At 72.0% G+C, this 15,191-nt stretch carries 16 protein-coding genes; 5 read left to right on the top strand and 11 right to left on the bottom strand.

What is annotated here, in order from left to right; all coding sequences use genetic code 11:
- The first annotated feature begins 144 nt into the window (after positions 1-144).
- A complete protein-coding gene (locus tag ABFY07_RS21020) occupies positions 145-1,002 on the top strand; it encodes an NmrA/HSCARG family protein (RefSeq protein WP_346175977.1) in 858 nt (285 codons plus the stop codon).
- An 88-nt stretch (positions 1,003-1,090) separates the two neighbouring features.
- Here the strand turns inward: ABFY07_RS21020 and ABFY07_RS21015 are convergent, their stop codons facing one another.
- Positions 1,091-1,828 carry a MerR family transcriptional regulator gene (locus tag ABFY07_RS21015; RefSeq protein ID WP_346175976.1) on the bottom strand — a complete coding sequence of 246 codons (738 nt, stop codon included), beginning with the start codon at positions 1,826-1,828 and terminating at the stop codon, positions 1,091-1,093.
- A gap of 181 nt (positions 1,829-2,009) precedes the next feature.
- Here ABFY07_RS21015 and ABFY07_RS21010 point away from each other — a divergent pair, with 181 nt between their 5' ends.
- Positions 2,010-2,210 carry a hypothetical protein gene (locus ABFY07_RS21010; protein WP_346175975.1) on the top strand — a complete coding sequence of 67 codons (201 nt, stop codon included), beginning with the start codon at positions 2,010-2,012 and terminating at the stop codon, positions 2,208-2,210.
- 70 nt (positions 2,211-2,280) lie between these two features.
- On the opposite strand, the gene ABFY07_RS21005 is transcribed toward ABFY07_RS21010, so the two are convergent.
- The 3 genes from ABFY07_RS21005 to ABFY07_RS20995 all read right to left on the bottom strand — a co-directional run bounded on the left by ABFY07_RS21005 (position 2,281) and on the right by ABFY07_RS20995 (position 5,077).
- Positions 2,281-3,132 carry a GRP family sugar transporter gene (locus ABFY07_RS21005; protein ID WP_346175974.1) on the bottom strand — a complete coding sequence of 284 codons (852 nt, stop codon included), beginning with the start codon at positions 3,130-3,132 and terminating at the stop codon, positions 2,281-2,283.
- A gap of 106 nt (positions 3,133-3,238) precedes the next feature.
- Positions 3,239-4,102 (bottom strand): haloalkane dehalogenase, encoded by an 864-nt coding sequence (locus ABFY07_RS21000; RefSeq protein WP_346175973.1) that lies wholly within the window; start codon positions 4,100-4,102, stop codon positions 3,239-3,241.
- Between the two features lie 96 nt (positions 4,103-4,198).
- Positions 4,199-5,077: an NAD(P)H-binding protein gene (locus ABFY07_RS20995; RefSeq protein WP_346175972.1), complete on the bottom strand. Its 879-nt coding sequence runs from the start codon at positions 5,075-5,077 to the stop codon at positions 4,199-4,201.
- A 98-nt stretch (positions 5,078-5,175) separates the two neighbouring features.
- On the opposite strand from ABFY07_RS20995, the gene ABFY07_RS20990 reads away from it, so the two are divergent.
- The 3 genes from ABFY07_RS20990 to ABFY07_RS20980 all read left to right on the top strand — a co-directional run bounded on the left by ABFY07_RS20990 (position 5,176) and on the right by ABFY07_RS20980 (position 8,753).
- Positions 5,176-5,769, top strand: a complete 594-nt coding sequence (locus ABFY07_RS20990; protein WP_346175971.1) for a TetR/AcrR family transcriptional regulator — start codon at positions 5,176-5,178, stop codon at positions 5,767-5,769.
- A gap of 106 nt (positions 5,770-5,875) precedes the next feature.
- Positions 5,876-7,099 carry a DUF4032 domain-containing protein gene (locus tag ABFY07_RS20985; RefSeq protein WP_346175970.1) on the top strand — a complete coding sequence of 408 codons (1,224 nt, stop codon included), beginning with the start codon at positions 5,876-5,878 and terminating at the stop codon, positions 7,097-7,099.
- A 175-nt stretch (positions 7,100-7,274) separates the two neighbouring features.
- The gene (locus ABFY07_RS20980; protein WP_346175969.1) at positions 7,275-8,753 is read left to right on the top strand and encodes a hypothetical protein; all 1,479 of its coding nucleotides are present in this window, start codon (positions 7,275-7,277) and stop codon (positions 8,751-8,753) included.
- Positions 8,754-8,882: 129 nt separating this feature from the next.
- On the opposite strand, the gene ABFY07_RS20975 is transcribed toward ABFY07_RS20980, so the two are convergent.
- The 7 genes from ABFY07_RS20975 to ABFY07_RS20945 form a co-directional block, all read right to left on the bottom strand.
- Positions 8,883-10,484 carry an AMP-binding protein gene (locus tag ABFY07_RS20975; protein ID WP_346175968.1) on the bottom strand — a complete coding sequence of 534 codons (1,602 nt, stop codon included), beginning with the start codon at positions 10,482-10,484 and terminating at the stop codon, positions 8,883-8,885.
- Positions 10,485-10,494: 10 nt separating this feature from the next.
- Positions 10,495-11,490 (bottom strand): alpha/beta fold hydrolase, encoded by a 996-nt coding sequence (locus tag ABFY07_RS20970; protein WP_346175967.1) that lies wholly within the window; start codon positions 11,488-11,490, stop codon positions 10,495-10,497.
- A gap of 32 nt (positions 11,491-11,522) precedes the next feature.
- Positions 11,523-11,945: an acyl-CoA thioesterase gene (locus ABFY07_RS20965; protein ID WP_346175966.1), complete on the bottom strand. Its 423-nt coding sequence runs from the start codon at positions 11,943-11,945 to the stop codon at positions 11,523-11,525.
- Positions 11,899-12,375, bottom strand: a complete 477-nt coding sequence (locus tag ABFY07_RS20960; RefSeq protein ID WP_346175965.1) for a holo-ACP synthase — start codon at positions 12,373-12,375, stop codon at positions 11,899-11,901. Before ABFY07_RS20960 ends, ABFY07_RS20965 begins: the two co-directional genes overlap by 47 nt.
- A complete protein-coding gene (locus ABFY07_RS20955; RefSeq protein WP_346175964.1) occupies positions 12,351-13,301 on the bottom strand; it encodes an acyl-ACP desaturase in 951 nt (316 codons plus the stop codon). Before ABFY07_RS20955 ends, ABFY07_RS20960 begins: the two co-directional genes overlap by 25 nt.
- Positions 13,298-13,594 carry a hypothetical protein gene (locus ABFY07_RS20950; protein ID WP_065959208.1) on the bottom strand — a complete coding sequence of 99 codons (297 nt, stop codon included), beginning with the start codon at positions 13,592-13,594 and terminating at the stop codon, positions 13,298-13,300. Before ABFY07_RS20950 ends, ABFY07_RS20955 begins: the two co-directional genes overlap by 4 nt.
- Positions 13,595-13,736: 142 nt before the next feature.
- Complete coding sequence (locus tag ABFY07_RS20945; RefSeq protein ID WP_346175963.1) at positions 13,737-15,188, bottom strand: cytochrome P450; 1,452 nt, start codon at positions 15,186-15,188, stop codon at positions 13,737-13,739.
- Positions 15,189-15,191: the final 3 nt, after the last annotated feature.

The following is a 15,191-nucleotide window of genomic DNA, read 5'->3' as shown; positions in this document are numbered from 1 at the left end:
GAGGTTGAGATCAAGGCGGCGAAGCCGACAGGCCCGGGCTCATCGGCCGGCAGCACCTTGATCGTGTACAACGAAGGCGCACGGGCACGCACGCGCCCATCGTTTCCGAGGTCGTCGGCCTCGGCAGTTCTATGGAGTACTCAGATGATCACAGTGCTGGGAGCCACCGGAGGCCAGGGCGGCGCGGTGGCCCAGGCGTTGCTGTCGGCGGGGCAGGGCGTCCGGGCCGTGGTCCGTGATCCCGCGGAGCCGCGGGCCCGCCGGCTCGCCGGGCAGGGGGTGGAGCTGGTCGCCGGTGATCTGTTCGACATCGCGTCGCTGACGGCGGCCTTCGACGGGGCGTCGGCGGCCTTCGCCGTGACCACGCCGTTCGAGTCGGGGACGGACGCGGAGGTGCGGCAGGGTCAGGCGATCGTCGAGGCCGCCGGGCGGGCCGCGCTGCCGCATCTGGTGCTGGCCTCGGTGGCCTCGGCGGACCGCTCCACCGGCGTCCCGCACTTCGAGAGCAAGGCGCGGATCGAGGAGGTGCTGGCGCGGGCGGGGCTGCCGGCGACCGTGGTCGCGCCGACGTACTTCTTCGACAACGCCCTGGGCGGGCTCCAGGAGATCGCCGAGGGCGTGCTGTCGCTCGCCGTGCCCGGCGACACCCCGCTCCAGCAGGTCGCCCGCCGCGACCTGGGTGCCGTGGTGGCCGCCGTGATCGCCGACCCCGAGCGGTGGGTGGGACGGCGGGTGGAGGTCGCGGGTGACGCGCCCACACCGCGGCAGATGGCCGCGGCGATCGCCGCGGCGGCCGGCGGCCCGGTGGCGTACCGCCATGTGCCCCTGGATCTGGTCCGGCAGGCGAGCCCGGACATGGGCGCGATGTACACGTTCCTGACGGAGACCGGCTACAGCGTGGACATCGAGGCGCTGCGCGCCGACTTCCCGGGCGTCGCCTGGACCTCTTTCGCGGACTGGGCCGCCGAGCAGCACTGGCCGCAGCCGCGTCCGCTGGGCTGAACACGGCGGTCTCATGCGGCGTCGTCATGCGGTGTCGTCTTGCGTTGCCGTGATGCGGTGTCGTCATGCGTTGCCGTGATGCGGTGCCTCATGCGGTGCCGCCGAGGTACGTCAGATAGGCGTGCAGCGCCGCGGTGGCGCCCACCCCCTGGAGGCTGCGGCGGTGGAGGTCCTGCCCCCGGCGGGTCAGCTCGCGCAGCACGTGCTCGGGGTTGCCGGTCCGCCGCAGTTCGTCCAGGACCGCTTTGATGGTTTCCAGCAGGTAGTTGCCCTGCCGCAATAGCGCGACGACATGCGCGGCCCGCAGCTCGGCGCGGGGGTAGAGGCGGTATCCGGTGGCCGGCTCGCGGTCCGGCCGCAGCAGGCCGCGGGCTTCCCAGAGCCGGAGTACGGGGGGCCGGACCCCCACCGCGCGGGCGACCTGGCCGATGCGCAGCGGGCGGTGGGTGGTGGGCGGGGAGATCGCCTGGTTGGCCAGGACGGTGCTCAGGGCCTCGTGTACGGCGGCCAGTTCGGCGCGCTCGCGGTCCAGCCGGGCGTGGCCGGCGTCGAGGGCGGCCAGGGCGGTTTCCAGGTCGCCGTCGTGGACGGCGCGCATGATGGCGCGGGCGGTGGGCCAGCCGTGGCCGGCGGCCAGGGCCCTGGCCGTGGTGAGGGCTTCGGCGTGGGCGTCGGTGAAGACGCGGTAGCCGCCGGGGGTGCGCTCGACCGGAGGGAGGACTCCCGACTCGACGTAGTTGCGCACTTGCTGGACCGAGATTCCGGCCGTCCGCGCGAGGTCGATGATGCGCAGCCGCTTTCCCATGTCACCCCCGTCGTTCCGCATCCGGGACCGTCCACCCTAGTCCCTCACCTCCGGTTGAGACTTTTCGGGCATCTCAAAAGGCTGAGCAGCGGTTTTGATTCCCAAAGTACCTATAAGCAATTGAATGAAACAATTGATACCGAGGGCCCGGCCGGTGGCGGCCGGGGCCCGATGAGGTTTCGGTGCGCGAAAGGCGGCGAAGGTGAAGTTCCTGCTCGAGGTCAATGTGGATGACGGCCGGCTGGCGGAGGACCCCGCGGGTGAGCTGGGCCGCATCCTGCGGTACTGGGGCGGGAACCTCCGCCACTACGCGATGAAGCCGGGCGACGGTTCGGCAATCTACGACTCGGACTACCAGGAGGTCGGCCAGTGGCGCCTGGTCGCGGCCGGCCAGGACGCCTGACCGGCACATCGGATGGCGGGCCGGCCGGGGAGACCCGGGGGCCTCGGGCCGGGTGTGCCGAGTCCCGGCCTCAGCCCAGGGTCAGCGCGACAACGGCCACGGCCGCGCTCACCAGGCCGACCGTCTGTTTCCGGGTGACCTTCTCGTGCAGGGCCGTCAGCCCCAGGACGGTGGGGACGGCCGGGTAGAGGGAGGCCAGGACGACGGCGATGGCGAGCAGCTGCCGGTGGGCCGCCTCGAGGTAGAGGATCAGCCCGAGCGCCGCCCCGGCGCCCGTCGCGAGGGACTGGACCTGGAGCTTCGCCGGCTGCCGCCGGAACCGCGGGGCGTGGCGCAGGGCGCTGGGAAGGAGGGCGGCGACGGCGGCGAGGCGCCCGGCGGCCACGGGCCACAGGCCGCTGGCGGGGTCGGCCTGGGCGAGCCCGATGTACTGGACGGCCACCCCGAGGCTGGCGATCAGGCCGTCCGCCGAGGACCGTACCGTCCGGGACCCGGGCTCGCCGCGGCCGAGGGCGGCACCGCCGGAGACGAGCCACAGGGCGGGCACGGTGACGCCTATGCCGAGCCAGGCCAGGACGGTGGGGCGGTCGCCGAGGAGGAACACCCCGCACAGCACGGACAGCGCCACCCCGGTGACCGCGCTCAGCGGGATCACGACGCTCATGGCGCCGCGGGTCAGCCCCCGGTTCAGGAAGTACATGGCCGTGCCGCTCCCGACGCCGGACAGCGCTCCCCACAGGACGTCCGCCGGCCGGACGGCCTCGGCCGGCACCACGAGCGCGGCCACGAGGGCCAGGAGGAGCCCACCGATCTGGCCGAGGAAGGTGACGACGGTGAAGTGGGCGCGGCGGGACAGGATTCCGCCGAAGAAGTCGACGAGGCCGTAGCAGAGCGCGGAAGCCAGGGCGAGAAGAGCAGCCATCCGCTACGGCTTCCCCGGCTCGGCCGTCCCGACTCCCCACGTGGAGGCGGTGATCACGGCACCTCCACCGCCCCCTGGCGCCGTCACCGGTTCGTGCGGGAGCGGGTCATACGGCGCGGAGGCCGTGTCGGTCCGCCCAGCCCGACAGGGCCGCGGCGATCAGCGCCGGCCGGTCCTCCGGCGTGTGGTGTCCGGCGACGGCCTCGGAGTGCTCGATCTCCAGGCCCGCGATGTTGTCCGCGCACCATGCGATGAGGCCGTCGTGCATCATGACCCCCGGCCCGGGCGCGAAGGTGAGCAGCAGCTTGGGCACCTCCGGGCTCGCCTCCAGCCACCGGTCGTACGCCTCGACCCTGGCCACGACGTCGGCGGGCTCGCCGCCCAGCGGCATCGAGCGCGCCCACCGCAGCAGCGGCAGCCTGCTCTCCCGGGTCGGGTACGGCTTGCGGTAGACATCGGCGTCGCCGGGGGCCAGCGGGGTGACGCCGCTGTCGGGCAGTCCCTCGATGAACAGGTTGTCGTCGAGCATCATCGCCTCTCCGACACCCTCCGTCTTGATCGCCCGGAACAGCTCCCGGCCGCCCTCGGGGAACTCCTCCCAGGTCATCGGCTTGACGATGGTCTCGGTGAACGCGATGCCGCGCACCCGGTCCGGGTGGCGCGCGGCCCAGTCGAAGGCCAGGGCGCCGCCCCAGTCGTGCCCGACCAGAATCACGTCCTGGAGGCCGAGCGCGTCGAACCAGGCGTCCAGGTAGCGGGCGTGGTCGGCGAAGGTGTAGTCGATGTCGGGCTTGCCCGACTCCCCCATGCCGATCAGGTCGGGGGCCAGCAGCCGTCCGGGACCGACGGCGGGCATGACGTGCCGCCACAGATACGACGAGGTCGGGTTGCCGTGGAGGAAGACGATCGGCACGCCGGTGCCGGACTCCCGGTAGTGGACGGTCGAGTCGAGGACATGGGCGGTGGGCATGGCGCGGTCCTTCGTGCGGAGGTCGGGGTGCGGGTCGCGGTGGCGGGGGTGCGGGTCGCGGTGGCGGGGGTGTTGGTCGGGGTGGTGGGGGCGTGTTCAGCGGAAGGCCGCGACGTTGCGTTCGGCCCAGGCGGCGAAGGTGCCCGGCGCGCGGCCCAGCACGTGGGCGACGTCGGGACTCACCCGCCGCTCGTCGTCGGTCGGCGCGCCCAGGATGGCCAGGGTGCCCTCGACCACGGGCAGCGGCATGAAGCGCGCCATCAGCGCATGGGCCTCCTCCGGGGTCTGCTCGGTGAAGCGCACCGGCTCGCCCAGTGCGGCCGCGATGGCGGCGGCCCGCTCGCGCGGGGTGGTGGGGGCGGGCCCGGTGAGGGTGTAGGTGGCGCCCCGGTGGGCGTCCGGGTCCCGCAGGACGGCGGCGGCGACCGCGGCCACGTCGTCGGGGTCGACGAAGGGCAGTCCTACGTCGCCGAACGGGGCCGCGGCCTCCCGCCGGGTACGGATGGACTCGGCCCAGGCCAAGGCGTTTCCGGCCATCCCGCCGGACCGCAGGACCGTCCAGTCGAGACCCGACTCCCGTACTGCCGCCTCGAACAGGCGTGGGTGGCCGTACGCCTCCGGGCGAGTCGCCGCGCCCTGCGAGGACAGCAGCACCACCCTCCGGATCCCGGCGGTCTTCGCCACCTCCAGGATTCCCCGCGGGTCCTCCCCCACCACGAGCAGGAACAGCGCCTCCGCCCCGTCGAACGCGTCCCGCAGCCCGGCCGGTTCGGCCAGGTCGGCGGCCACCGCCCGGACGCCCGGGGGCACATCGGCGTCGGTGATGTGCCGGGCCACGGCCGTCACCGGCACCCGGCCCTCGGCCGTCACCGACACTCGGCCATCGGCGTGCCCGCCCTCGGCGTGCCGACCCTCGGTGAGCATCCGCACCAGCGCCCGCCCGACGTTTCCGGTCGCACCGGTCACCACGATCATGTCTGTCTCCCGCTCCAAGAAATCAGTTAGTCGACTGACTAACTCGGTACGGCGAGACGCTAGCACGTCCGAGCCCCTCGCTGTCTATAGTGAGTCGGGTGACTGACTCAGAAGATGCGCCGCCCCGCCCCCGGAAGGCCGCCGGCAAGCGGCAGCGGCTGACGGCCGCCGCGGCCCGCGTCTTGCACGAGCAGGGCGTGGAGCGCACGACCATCGCCGACATCGCCCGCGCCGCCGATGTCCCGGCGGGCAACGTCTACTACTACTTCAAGACCAAGGACGAGCTGGTCGAGGCCGCGCTCGCCGAGCACGTCGATCACCTGAAGACCCTCACCGACCGGCTCGACGGGCTCCCCGATCCGCGCGAGCGCCTCAAGGGCCTGGTGGCGGCGTGGGTCGACGGACGCGACACCGCGGCCCGCTACGGCTGCCCCACCGGCACCCTCGCCACCGAGCTGGGCAAGCGCGACGACGACGGGCCGGGCGTCATGGCGGGCCAGGTCATACGGCGACTGCTGGCCTGGGTCGAGGACCAGTACCGGCAGCTGGACGCGGCCGACCCCGAGGGGCTGGCGCTGGCGCTCGTCGGCGCGTACCAGGGCATGTCCCTGCTGTCCCACGCCCTGCGCGACCCGGAGATCATGACCCGCGAGGGCGCCCGCCTGATCCGCGGGCTGGACACCGTGGCCTGAGCGGCCACCGGCACGGCGACCGGCGGCCGGCCCGGTGTGTGACGCACATCGCTGCCGGGGGACGAACCCTGGACTCCGGGGCGCGCCGGTGTGTCACTTGTGTGCCATGGACCTCAACATCACCGCGACCTCCCCCGAACACCCGGCCGCCCTCCTGGATCTGCCGTGGAACGTCCCGCTGGAGGAGTGGCCGGACGAGCACCTGGTCGCCCTGCCGCGCGGCATCTCCCGCCATGTGGTGCGCTTCGCGCGGGCGGGCGGTGAGGTGGTCGCGGTCAAGGAGGTCGGCGAGTGGGCGGCCGTGCGGGAGTACGGGCTGCTGCGTGACCTGGACCGGCTGGCCGTGCCGGCCGTGGACGCGCTGGCGGTGGTCACGGGGCGCACCGACGAGCGCGGCGCGCCGCTGGAGCCGGCGCTGATCACCCGCCATCTGGTGGGCTCGCTGCCGTACCGGTCGATGTTCGAGACGACGATGCGGCCCGGCACGATCAAGCGGCTGCTCGACGCGCTCGCCGTGCTGCTGGTGCGGCTGCATCTGAGCGGGTTCGCCTGGGGCGACTGTTCGCTGTCCAACACGCTGTTCCGGCGGGACGCGGGCGCGTACGCCGCGTATCTGGTGGACGCGGAGACCGGGCAGCTCCATCCGCGGCTGTCGGACGGGCAGCGCGACTACGACGTCGAGGTGGCGCGGGTGAACATCGCGGGCGAGCTGATGGACCTGGAGGCGGGCGGGTCGCTGCACCCGTCCGTGGATCCGGTGCTGTTCGGCCGGGAGATCGTCGAGCGGTACGAGGAGCTGTGGCACGAGCTGACCCGGGAGTCGGTCTATCCGCTGGCCAAGCGCCACTACATCGACCGTCGGGTGCGGCGGCTGAACGACCTCGGTTTCGATGTCGCGGAAATGCAGATCCAGCGCTCTCCGGACGGGGATACGGTCACTTTTCTGCCGAAAGTCGTGGACGCCGGACATCATCAGCGGCAATTGTTGCGGCTGACCGGTCTCGACGCCGAGGAGAATCAGGCGCGCAGCCTCCTCAACGACCTGGAGACCTGGATGGTCTCGCAGGACGACTACGCTCCCGGCGATCCGCTCGGCGCGCGCCCAGAGGTGCTCGCGCACCGCTGGGTCCGCGACGTCTTCCGGCCCACCGTGCGGGCCGTGCCGCCGGAGCTGCGGGCTTCGACCGATGTCGCGCAGATCTACTCCGAGCTGCTCGAACACCGCTGGATGCTGTGCGAGCGCGAGGGCCGGGACGTGGGGCTCGAGGCCACCGTCGAGGACTACGTGCGGACGGTGCTCGGCCCCCGGCAGGCCCGATTCGGAAAATAATCCGCGGAACATTTCCACTGGAATTCGGATCAGTAATGGCGTGAACTGCGGATTCCCCGGAATCCGGACCCCGCCGAGTGCGGGAATGGCGGTCGTTTGATAGAAATCCTTCTCGCCGCCGGGCCACCTATTCGTGCGACCGGTGCGATCGCCCGTTGCGAGAAGGAGAATCGCGATGTCCCAGCCGCCTCCGCCGCCCGGCTCCGGTTATCCGCCGCCGGTGTCACCGCCCACGGGGCCGCCCATGGCGCCGCCGCCGGGCGGGGGGCGGGCGAGCCGCCGCCGGCGGTCGAAGTCGCCCGTCGGGGTCGTCGTCGGCGCGGCGATGGCGCTCGCGCTGGTCGCCGGCGGCGTCTGGCTCGCCGTGGACGGGGGCTCCGGCGACGGCGGGGGCGGGAAGGGCGGTGACTCGGCGGACGGCGCCGTCGAGGCGCGGGTGCTGGGCAAGGTCCCGATGCCCGAGGTCGACGAGATGGTCAACACCCCGGGCATGTGGGTGACGGACAAGAACCTCGTCAAGGCGGACGTCAACAAGATCGTCGGCTATCCGCTCACCGGGGGCGCCGCCTCGTGGGAGATCCCGCTCGACGGCGAGCTGTGCTGGTCGTCGCCGCGGGTCACGGAGTCGGGGCTGACCGCGGTCCTGTTCCAGGACGACTCGCAGGACAACCCGGTCTGCACCCAGGTCGGTCTGGTGGACCTGAGGAAGGGCAAGCTGGTCTGGACGAAACAGGGCCGCGAGACCGGCGAGTCGGCCTCCGACCGGCCGATCATGTTCGACGAGGTGTCCATCGGCGACGACACCGTCGCCGCGGGCGGCATCAGCGGTGGCGCGGCCTGGTCGGTCGACGGCAAGCCGCTGTGGATGCCGGACTCGGACGCGGACTGCTCGGACAAGGGCTATGTGGGCGACGGGGCGAAGCTGGTCGCGGTGCGCGAGTGCGGGGATTCCGGCAGCCCGCGGCTGGAGGTCCAGACGGTGGACCCGAGGACGCGGGCGGTGAAGTCCTCGTACACGGTGACGCCGGGCATCAAGTACGCCCATGTGGTGTCCACCGATCCGCTGGTCATCGGCGTCAACGCGGGCGACTCGTCGGGGAGCGGGGTCTCCGACTTCCTGGCGGTCGACGACAGCGCCAAGGAGGGGAAGCTGCTGAGCACGTTCGGCATGGGCGGCGGTAAGTACCAGGCCGACTGCGACGCGACCAACGTCGGCGGCTGCTCCGAGATCGTCGTCGACAAGGCGGCCCACGCCCTCTACCTGGCCACCGACTACCGCGCGGGCACCGCGTCGGGCCCGTCCAACGAGATCGTCGCCATCGATCTGCGGACCGGCAAGGTGACCGCCAAGGCCGACGGCGCCGAGGGGGGCCCGCTGGTGCCGGTCAGGCTCGACGAGGACGGCTCCCTCATCGCCTACCAGGAGGCCACGCTCAGCCAGGGCGGCGCGGTCTGGCGCGTCGACACCACGTCGTACGAGAAGAAGAAGCTGATGCAGAACCCGGAGGAGACCGCGTTCGTCGAGAGCGTGGCGCTGCACCGGGAGCTGGTCTACGCCGGTGGGCGGCTCTACATCGGCAACACCAGCGCCTCGAAGCCCTCGACCGACTCCGGCAAGAAGTCGCCGCTGGCCCTGGTCCTCGGCGCGAAGTAGCCCGGAAGCGAAGCAGCCCCGGAGCGACGGGACGCGGCCGGGGCGCAGGACACGGGCTCCGCCCCTGGACGGGGGTCTGGGGCGGAGCCCGTCGGTCGGTCCGTCAGCCGGTTCGTCAGCCGGTTCGCGTCAGCCGCCTGTGGGCGGGTCCAGGGTCAGGCCCCCCAGCCGCCCCTGCTCGTACGCCTCCGCGATCGCGCGCCGCCGCAGCTTGCCGCTGCTGGTGCGCTCGAGCTGGCCGGGGCGCAGATAGTGCACGTCCGAGGAGCGCACGGTCACGCCGACCGTTTTCACCAGGTGGTCGACGATCCGGGCCCGGCTGCCCTCGACATCGTCGCGCGCGGTGCGGTCCACCTCGGCCAGGACGACGATGTCCTGGCCGATCTGCAGGACGCAGGTGCGGCCGTCGCGCACGAAGTCCAGCCGCTCCACGGCCTGCTCGAAGTCGGAGGCGAAGTAGCTCTGGCCGCCGACCTTGATCCGGTCGCTGATGCGGCCGGTGATGAACAGCTCGCCGTCGTCGAGGAATCCGATGTCGCCGGTGGCGTAGTAGCCGTCGTCGCCGACCAGCGGGGCCTGCTTGTCGAGGTAGGAGGCGGCCAGGCTGCCGCCGGCCACCTCGATCTCGCCCAGCCGGCCCTCCGCGCACACCCGCCCCTCCTCGTCGCGCAGGCGCACGGTGTACTCGGGCATCGGCCGGCCCACCGAGACGGCCGGGACCCCGGAGGGGGACGGCACGACCCGGATCTCGCCGCCCACCGGGCGGCTGGACACCAGCAGCACGGCCTCGGCCATGCCGTAGCAGGGCATGAACACATCGCGCCGCAGCCCCGCGGGGGCCATCAGGTCCAGGAAGGCGTTGAGGTTGGGCAGGTTGATGGGTTCGCTGCCGAGGTAGATCGACCGCACCCGGGACAGGTCGATCTCGGCGATCTCCTCGGCGTCGAGGTCCTGCATCAGCTTGAGGGAGTAGTCGACCGCGAAGTTCGGGATGACCGTGCCCGCGGCCCCCTCCCGGGCCATGTGCTCCCACCAGCCGCGGGCGTCGAACAGGAAGGTGATCGGCTCGGCGAGCAGCAGGTCGCAGCCCACGGCGAGGCAGGACAGCAGGCCGCCGACCAGCCCCATGTCGTGGTAGAGCGGCAGCCAGCTGCTGACCCGCTCCTCGGGGACCCGGCCGTCCGTACGGGTGATCATGGTCAGGTTGGAGCGGAGCATGTCCTGCCGGACCGGGATCCCCTTGGGGAAGGAGGTGGAACCGGACGAGAACTGGACGAACGCCGGCTCGTCGGCGGCGGGGGTGCGCAGCCGGGCGCCGGGCTCGCGGATCCCGGCGGGCGGCAGCGGCAGACCCGGCGCGGGCAGGTCGAGGGTCTCCAGGGTGGGGACCTGGAGCACGCGGGCCGCGTCGTAGTCCCGGGCGACCCGGCCGATGAAGTCCAGGTAGGTGGCCCTCGGCGTGTCCAGGACCAGCGGTTTGACCGACAGTGGGACGGCGCCCAGCTCCATGAGGCCCAGGAAGGCGAAGATCACCGCGCTGGAGGTCTCGAAGGGGAACAGCACCCGGGTCCCCGGCTCGATCCCCTGGTCGCGGAAGAAGTCGGCGTACGCGGCGACCTGCTCCGGGAAGTCCTGGTAGCTGATGAACTCGGGCGGGTCGATGAACTTGTCGTACAGGTACAGGCCCCGTTCGGGCGGGCACTCCTGGTTGCGCTGGATGTACTCGAGCACCGCGCCTCTCCTACCCCTTGGTCGTGTCGTCGGGCTTGGTCGTGTCGTCGGGGGTCCGGCCGGCGGCGTCACCGGTGGCGCCGCCCCGCGGGGCGATGCCGCGGGTCCACGCCACCAGCTTGGGCAGCACCTGCTCCTGGGCGCGGGCGCCGCGGAGCACATCGACGTGGCCGGGGTCCCAGCTCAGCCCGGTCTCCCGCCCGAAGACGGTGAACTCGGTGGCGCCGCCGAGGTGGTCGGCGAGCTTGCGGGCCCGGGCGGGCGAGGCGTGGAAGGAGTCGCCCGCGCCGATCCCGACCAGCACCGGCAGGGTCACCCGACCGAGGGCCTGCCAGTAGTCGGTCCGCCCGTCGGCGCTGCGAAAGGCGCCGGACGGCGCCCAGTCGGTGAACTGCCGCATCAGCCCGGCCGGTTCGTCCCACCGGCCCTGCTTGAGCGCGCGGGCCGGGAACCGCCCGAGGAGGCGGGAGATCACCGAGGAAAACGTCATCTGGGCACGTTTGGACAGCCCGCCGTCGCTGTAGTCGTTGACCGCGGAGGAGACGGTGATCACCCCGGCGAGTCGTTTCTGCAGGTCGGGTTCGACGCCGAGCGCGGCCAGGGCCGCGTAGCCGACCATGCTGTGCGCCAGGACGAACAGCGGCCCGGTGTGGGTCGCCGACACCGCCCGGATCAGATCCGGGATGTCATGGCGCACATAGGTGTCGAAGTTCCAGTCGTACGCGAACCGCTGGGGCCGGCGGCTGGGGCCGTGGCCGCGCAGCGAGGCCACGTAGGCGGTGATCCCCTCGTCCAGGAACGCCGCCGAGGGCCCCTGCCCGGACCTGCCGAGGAAGAACCCGCCGTCCGAGAACAGCCCCGGGAGGAACAGCACTCCGGGCGCCCGCTCGCCCCCGCCGGCCGGCCGCACCTCCCTGAGGTGCAGTTCATGGCCGCCGGAGGTCGGCACCCAGCGTTCGGTCTCCGCGATCCGCGCCGTGCGGTCCTGATCGCCTGCCGTGCTCATCGCGCTCTCCCTTCCTGCTCGCTCAGTCCGGTTCACCGGGAGACGGCGGACGCCGTGAGGAAGTCCTGCATCGAGACCAGGCACCGCTGGGCGGCGTCCAGGAAGGCCACGGTGACCAGCGCGTCCACCGCCGTGCGGTCCACCTCGGGGAGGTGGAGGCGCTGGCGGAACCGCGCCCGGAAGGTGATGTCGTCCTCGTCGAACTCCTCCGCGGTCGGCGACTCGAGGGCCGTACGCACCTCGACCTGGCCGCGCGGGATCTCCGCCAGGTAGTCGATCTCGGTGCGGGCCACCACCGCGATCATGCGGTCGCCGTGCACCAGCCCCTGCCGGCCGAGCCAGTCCCACCGTCCGGCCTCCAGGTACTCGAGCGCGACCGCGTTGTTCACATGGCCCAGGGCATCGAGGTCATTGGGGCGCACCGGCAGCGTCAGCCGGGATTCGCCGAAGAGCACGTCGTACCGCCCGATTGGTCGTGTTGAGGAAACGTGTCAGTGCCGAGGTCCCGCCGGTCACCATGACCACGGCGGACACATAGCCGCCGCTGTGCGAGAGGGAAACGCTCACCCGCAGCCGGTGCCGGGCCAGATGGCCCGCCAGCGCTCCATGGGCCTGGAACCGCGGGGCCCCGCGGTGGTCGTGGACCAGCTCGGCCTCGGTCCAGAACCAGGTCTCGCCCGCCGCCGGAAGTGCTTTGAAAAGCGCTTCCTTGGCCGCGAACGCCCCCGCCATGCTCTCCAGGGGAGAGATCGCCGAGGCGAAGCGGCGCAGTTCCCCGGGGGTGAAGAAGACATCCGGCTCGCGGAGGGAGGAGGCGACCTCCAGTTCACTGATCAGCTGGAGGTCGTGCCCCAGGCCGATCAGCTCCCGACGAGATCCATCCACGTGTCCTCGACCTCTTCACGGGAATGGACCTCGATCCCGGTGATCTTTTTCAGGGCGCCGCAGATGAGCTGCTCCTTCTTCTCCAGCGCCTCGGGACGGAAGTCCTGGTCACCCGTTTCGAGCTGATCCCACCAGTTCACGTGCGAACCGCGCTGTTCCAGCTGTTTGCGGGCGCTGCCCTGGAGCTCGCCGTCCTCGCGGAGGAAGAGGTGGGCCACCGCGAACGCGTCTTTGGCGGGGTATTCGCCGCTGTCCACGAGCGCTTTCGCGAAGGCGACGAAGTAGTTGCGGTGCTGAATCTCGTCGGCGGCGACCTGCTTGAAAATGCGGCGCAGCCCCGGGTCCTGGATGACGTGCTGGCACTGGCCGTAGTTCACCGCGGCCGTGATCTCGGAGATGGCGAGCAGCACCAGGGTGCGGAGCATGTCGTCGTCGGGGAAGACCTGGCGGAACTGGATGAAGGTCTCGTCGGAGATCGGCTCCATCCCGCTGAGGTCGGCCAGCCGGTTGAAGACCGTCTCGTGGTGGGCCTCCTCCTCGTTCCAGTAGCGGCTCCAGGTGCCGCACGCCTCCATGATCGACGCGACGGTCGGGTTCTTGTCCTGCCAGCGCCGGACCTCGGCCTCCGCCTGGCGCTCCAGCCGGTCCGCGCCCGGCTTGGTGGTCAGCTCGGCCCGGCCCGCGTTCCACACCAGATTGCGGTCGAGCGGGGTGAGGCTGTCCAGGTCCACGGCCTCCAGCAGCTCCACGACGCTCCACCGCCGGGACTCGTGCAGCCGCTGCTGCTCCCAGGTGACGTCGACCAGGGACATGCCGCGCTCGGTCAGCGCGTCGTAGAGGTCGGTGATGATGGCGGGCGGCCCGGCGGGGGCGGCCGGCCGGCGGATGACCGGGGACGAGGCGCGGTCCGTCTCGGCGATGCTCATGCGGCCGCCTCCTTTTTCTGGCGCTCGAATTCCTCGAGGAAGGTCTTCAGCACGGTCGATATCGGGGTGTCGAGAGGCAGCGCCGGGAGGCGCACCCGCACTCCGTAGTCCTTGCGCAATGCGTTTGCGGTGCGCGCGAACGCTTCCATGAGATCGATGCTGTTGGTCATTCGCGGGCTTGTCGCGATGACGTCGGCCAATGTCGCGTCGGCCGCGAATAGCTGCTCTTCCGTGAGGCCCGCGTTCTCTGCGAATTTCTGCCGGATGTAAGGCTCTACCTCAGGTGTGACCATGACTCAGCAGCGTACTGGCTTTCGACTCTTTCGGCCAAGCGATTGGAGAGAAAGTCCAGTTGATGCCAACCGGAACAAACGGAGTGCGGCAATCCGACTTACTGATTCCGTCTGTCCGGTGATATCGCGGCAATGCCGCCAATTAGGTACGGGGGCGCACACGGATCGGCACCGGTCCCTTCGTCAGCAGGGTGATCCCGGCGCCCAGCGGAATGGCGCCGCCGTCGGTGGCGTCTGCCACCTCGTACGCCCGCAGCAGCGTCGCCAGGCTCAGCACCGAATGCAGCGTCGAGAAGTGCTGCCCGATGCACGCCCGGGGTCCGCCGCCGAACGGGAAGTACGCGTAGCGCGGCCGGCCGGCCTCCGCTTCCGGAGTGAAGCGCTCCGGGTCGAAGCGCTCCGGGTCCTCCCAGTAGGCGGGGTGGCGGTGCACCACCCACTGGCTGACGAGGACGGCGGCACCGGCCGGAACGCGGCGGCCGCCGATGGCGGATTCGGCCACCGCGAGCCGGCTGATGGCCGGGGACGGCGGGAACAGCCGCATGGCCTCCTTGAGCACCCTGCTCAGGCGGGGCAGCGAGGCCACGTCCGCCGCCGTGGGGGCGCGGCCCCCGTCGAGCACCCCGTCCAGCTCCTCGCGCACCCGCCGCTGTTCGTCCGGGTGGCGGGCCAGGAGGTGGAGGGCGAAGGTCAGCGCGGTGGCGGTGGTGTCGTGCCCGGCGAGCAGGAAGATCAGGACCTGTTCCCGCAGTTCGGCGCGGCTCAGGCTGCCGTCCTCGGCGTTCTCGGCGCGCATGAGGAGGGTGAGCAGGTCCTCGGCGCCGCCCTCCGGCCCGCTCGGGCGCGCCTGGCCCCGCGACTCGCCCGCCCGCCTGTCGATGATCGCGTCACACAGCGCGTACAGCGCGGCCTGGGCCCGGGCGGCGCGGCGGTTGGCGGGGGTGGGCCAGTCGCCGGGCAGCCTCACCGGGGCCAGCGCCCGGGCCCGCGCGCGCTCGTTGAGCAGGGGCAGGCTGTCCCGGACGACCTCGGTGGTCTGCTCGACATCGGCGCCGAACAGGACGCGGCCGACGACGCGCAGCGCGAACCCGTGCATCTCCTCCACCAGCTCGACGGTGCCGCCGGTGGCACCGGGGCCCGTCCGCCAGCGGTCGGCCAGCGCGGTGGCCTCGGCGGTGACCGAGGCGGCGTATCCCTCGACCCGGCGGCGGGTGAACAGCGGCTGGATGAGCCGGCGCTGGCGCCGGTAGTCCTCGTCCTGGCTGGTGAGCAGGCCGTTGCCGAGGGCCTGCCGTAACTCCTCGTAGATCGCGTTGTCCTTGCGGAAGTTCGCCGCCTCCGTGGCCAGGACCTGCTGGGCGCCCTCGGCGGAGAACACGCCGTAGATCTCCCGCCGCAGCCCGGGCGGGCCGGCCCGGAAGCGGACCACGTCGCCGTGCTCGCGGCGGGCCCGCAGATAGGCGGCCAGCGGGTCGCCCAGCAGGTCGGCCGTCGAGCCGAGCAGCCATGTCCCGGCGGCGCACGGGGCGTCGGTCACGCCGGTCGCCCCGGTCACGTCGGCCGGTTGGACCGCCGCGCTGGTGTTGGTCGCCATCCC

Source organism: Streptomyces sparsogenes subsp. cuspidosporus (assembly GCF_039532705.1).
GTDB lineage: Bacteria > Actinomycetota > Actinomycetes > Streptomycetales > Streptomycetaceae > Streptomyces > Streptomyces sparsogenes.
This window is presented reverse-complemented; position numbering and strand designations above follow the sequence as displayed.

What these genes read in the sequence shown, in the direction of transcription:
- ABFY07_RS21020 (WP_346175977.1), top strand. Translation starts at nt 145, where the DNA reads ATGATCACAGTGCTGGGAGCCACCGGAGGCCAGGGCGGCGCGGTGGCC.
- ABFY07_RS21015 (WP_346175976.1), bottom strand. Translation starts at nt 1,828, where the DNA reads ATGCGGAACGACGGGGGTGACATGGGAAAGCGGCTGCGCATCATCGAC.
- ABFY07_RS21005 (WP_346175974.1), bottom strand. Translation starts at nt 3,132, where the DNA reads ATGGCTGCTCTTCTCGCCCTGGCTTCCGCGCTCTGCTACGGCCTCGTC.
- ABFY07_RS21000 (WP_346175973.1), bottom strand. Translation starts at nt 4,102, where the DNA reads ATGCCCACCGCCCATGTCCTCGACTCGACCGTCCACTACCGGGAGTCC.
- ABFY07_RS20995 (WP_346175972.1), bottom strand. Translation starts at nt 5,077, where the DNA reads ATGATCGTGGTGACCGGTGCGACCGGAAACGTCGGGCGGGCGCTGGTG.
- ABFY07_RS20985 (WP_346175970.1), top strand. Translation starts at nt 5,876, where the DNA reads ATGGACCTCAACATCACCGCGACCTCCCCCGAACACCCGGCCGCCCTC.
- ABFY07_RS20980 (WP_346175969.1), top strand. Translation starts at nt 7,275, where the DNA reads ATGTCCCAGCCGCCTCCGCCGCCCGGCTCCGGTTATCCGCCGCCGGTG.
- ABFY07_RS20970 (WP_346175967.1), bottom strand. Translation starts at nt 11,490, where the DNA reads ATGAGCACGGCAGGCGATCAGGACCGCACGGCGCGGATCGCGGAGACC.
- ABFY07_RS20955 (WP_346175964.1), bottom strand. Translation starts at nt 13,301, where the DNA reads ATGAGCATCGCCGAGACGGACCGCGCCTCGTCCCCGGTCATCCGCCGG.
- ABFY07_RS20950 (WP_065959208.1), bottom strand. Translation starts at nt 13,594, where the DNA reads ATGGTCACACCTGAGGTAGAGCCTTACATCCGGCAGAAATTCGCAGAG.
- ABFY07_RS20945 (WP_346175963.1), bottom strand. Translation starts at nt 15,188, where the DNA reads ATGGCGACCAACACCAGCGCGGCGGTCCAACCGGCCGACGTGACCGGG.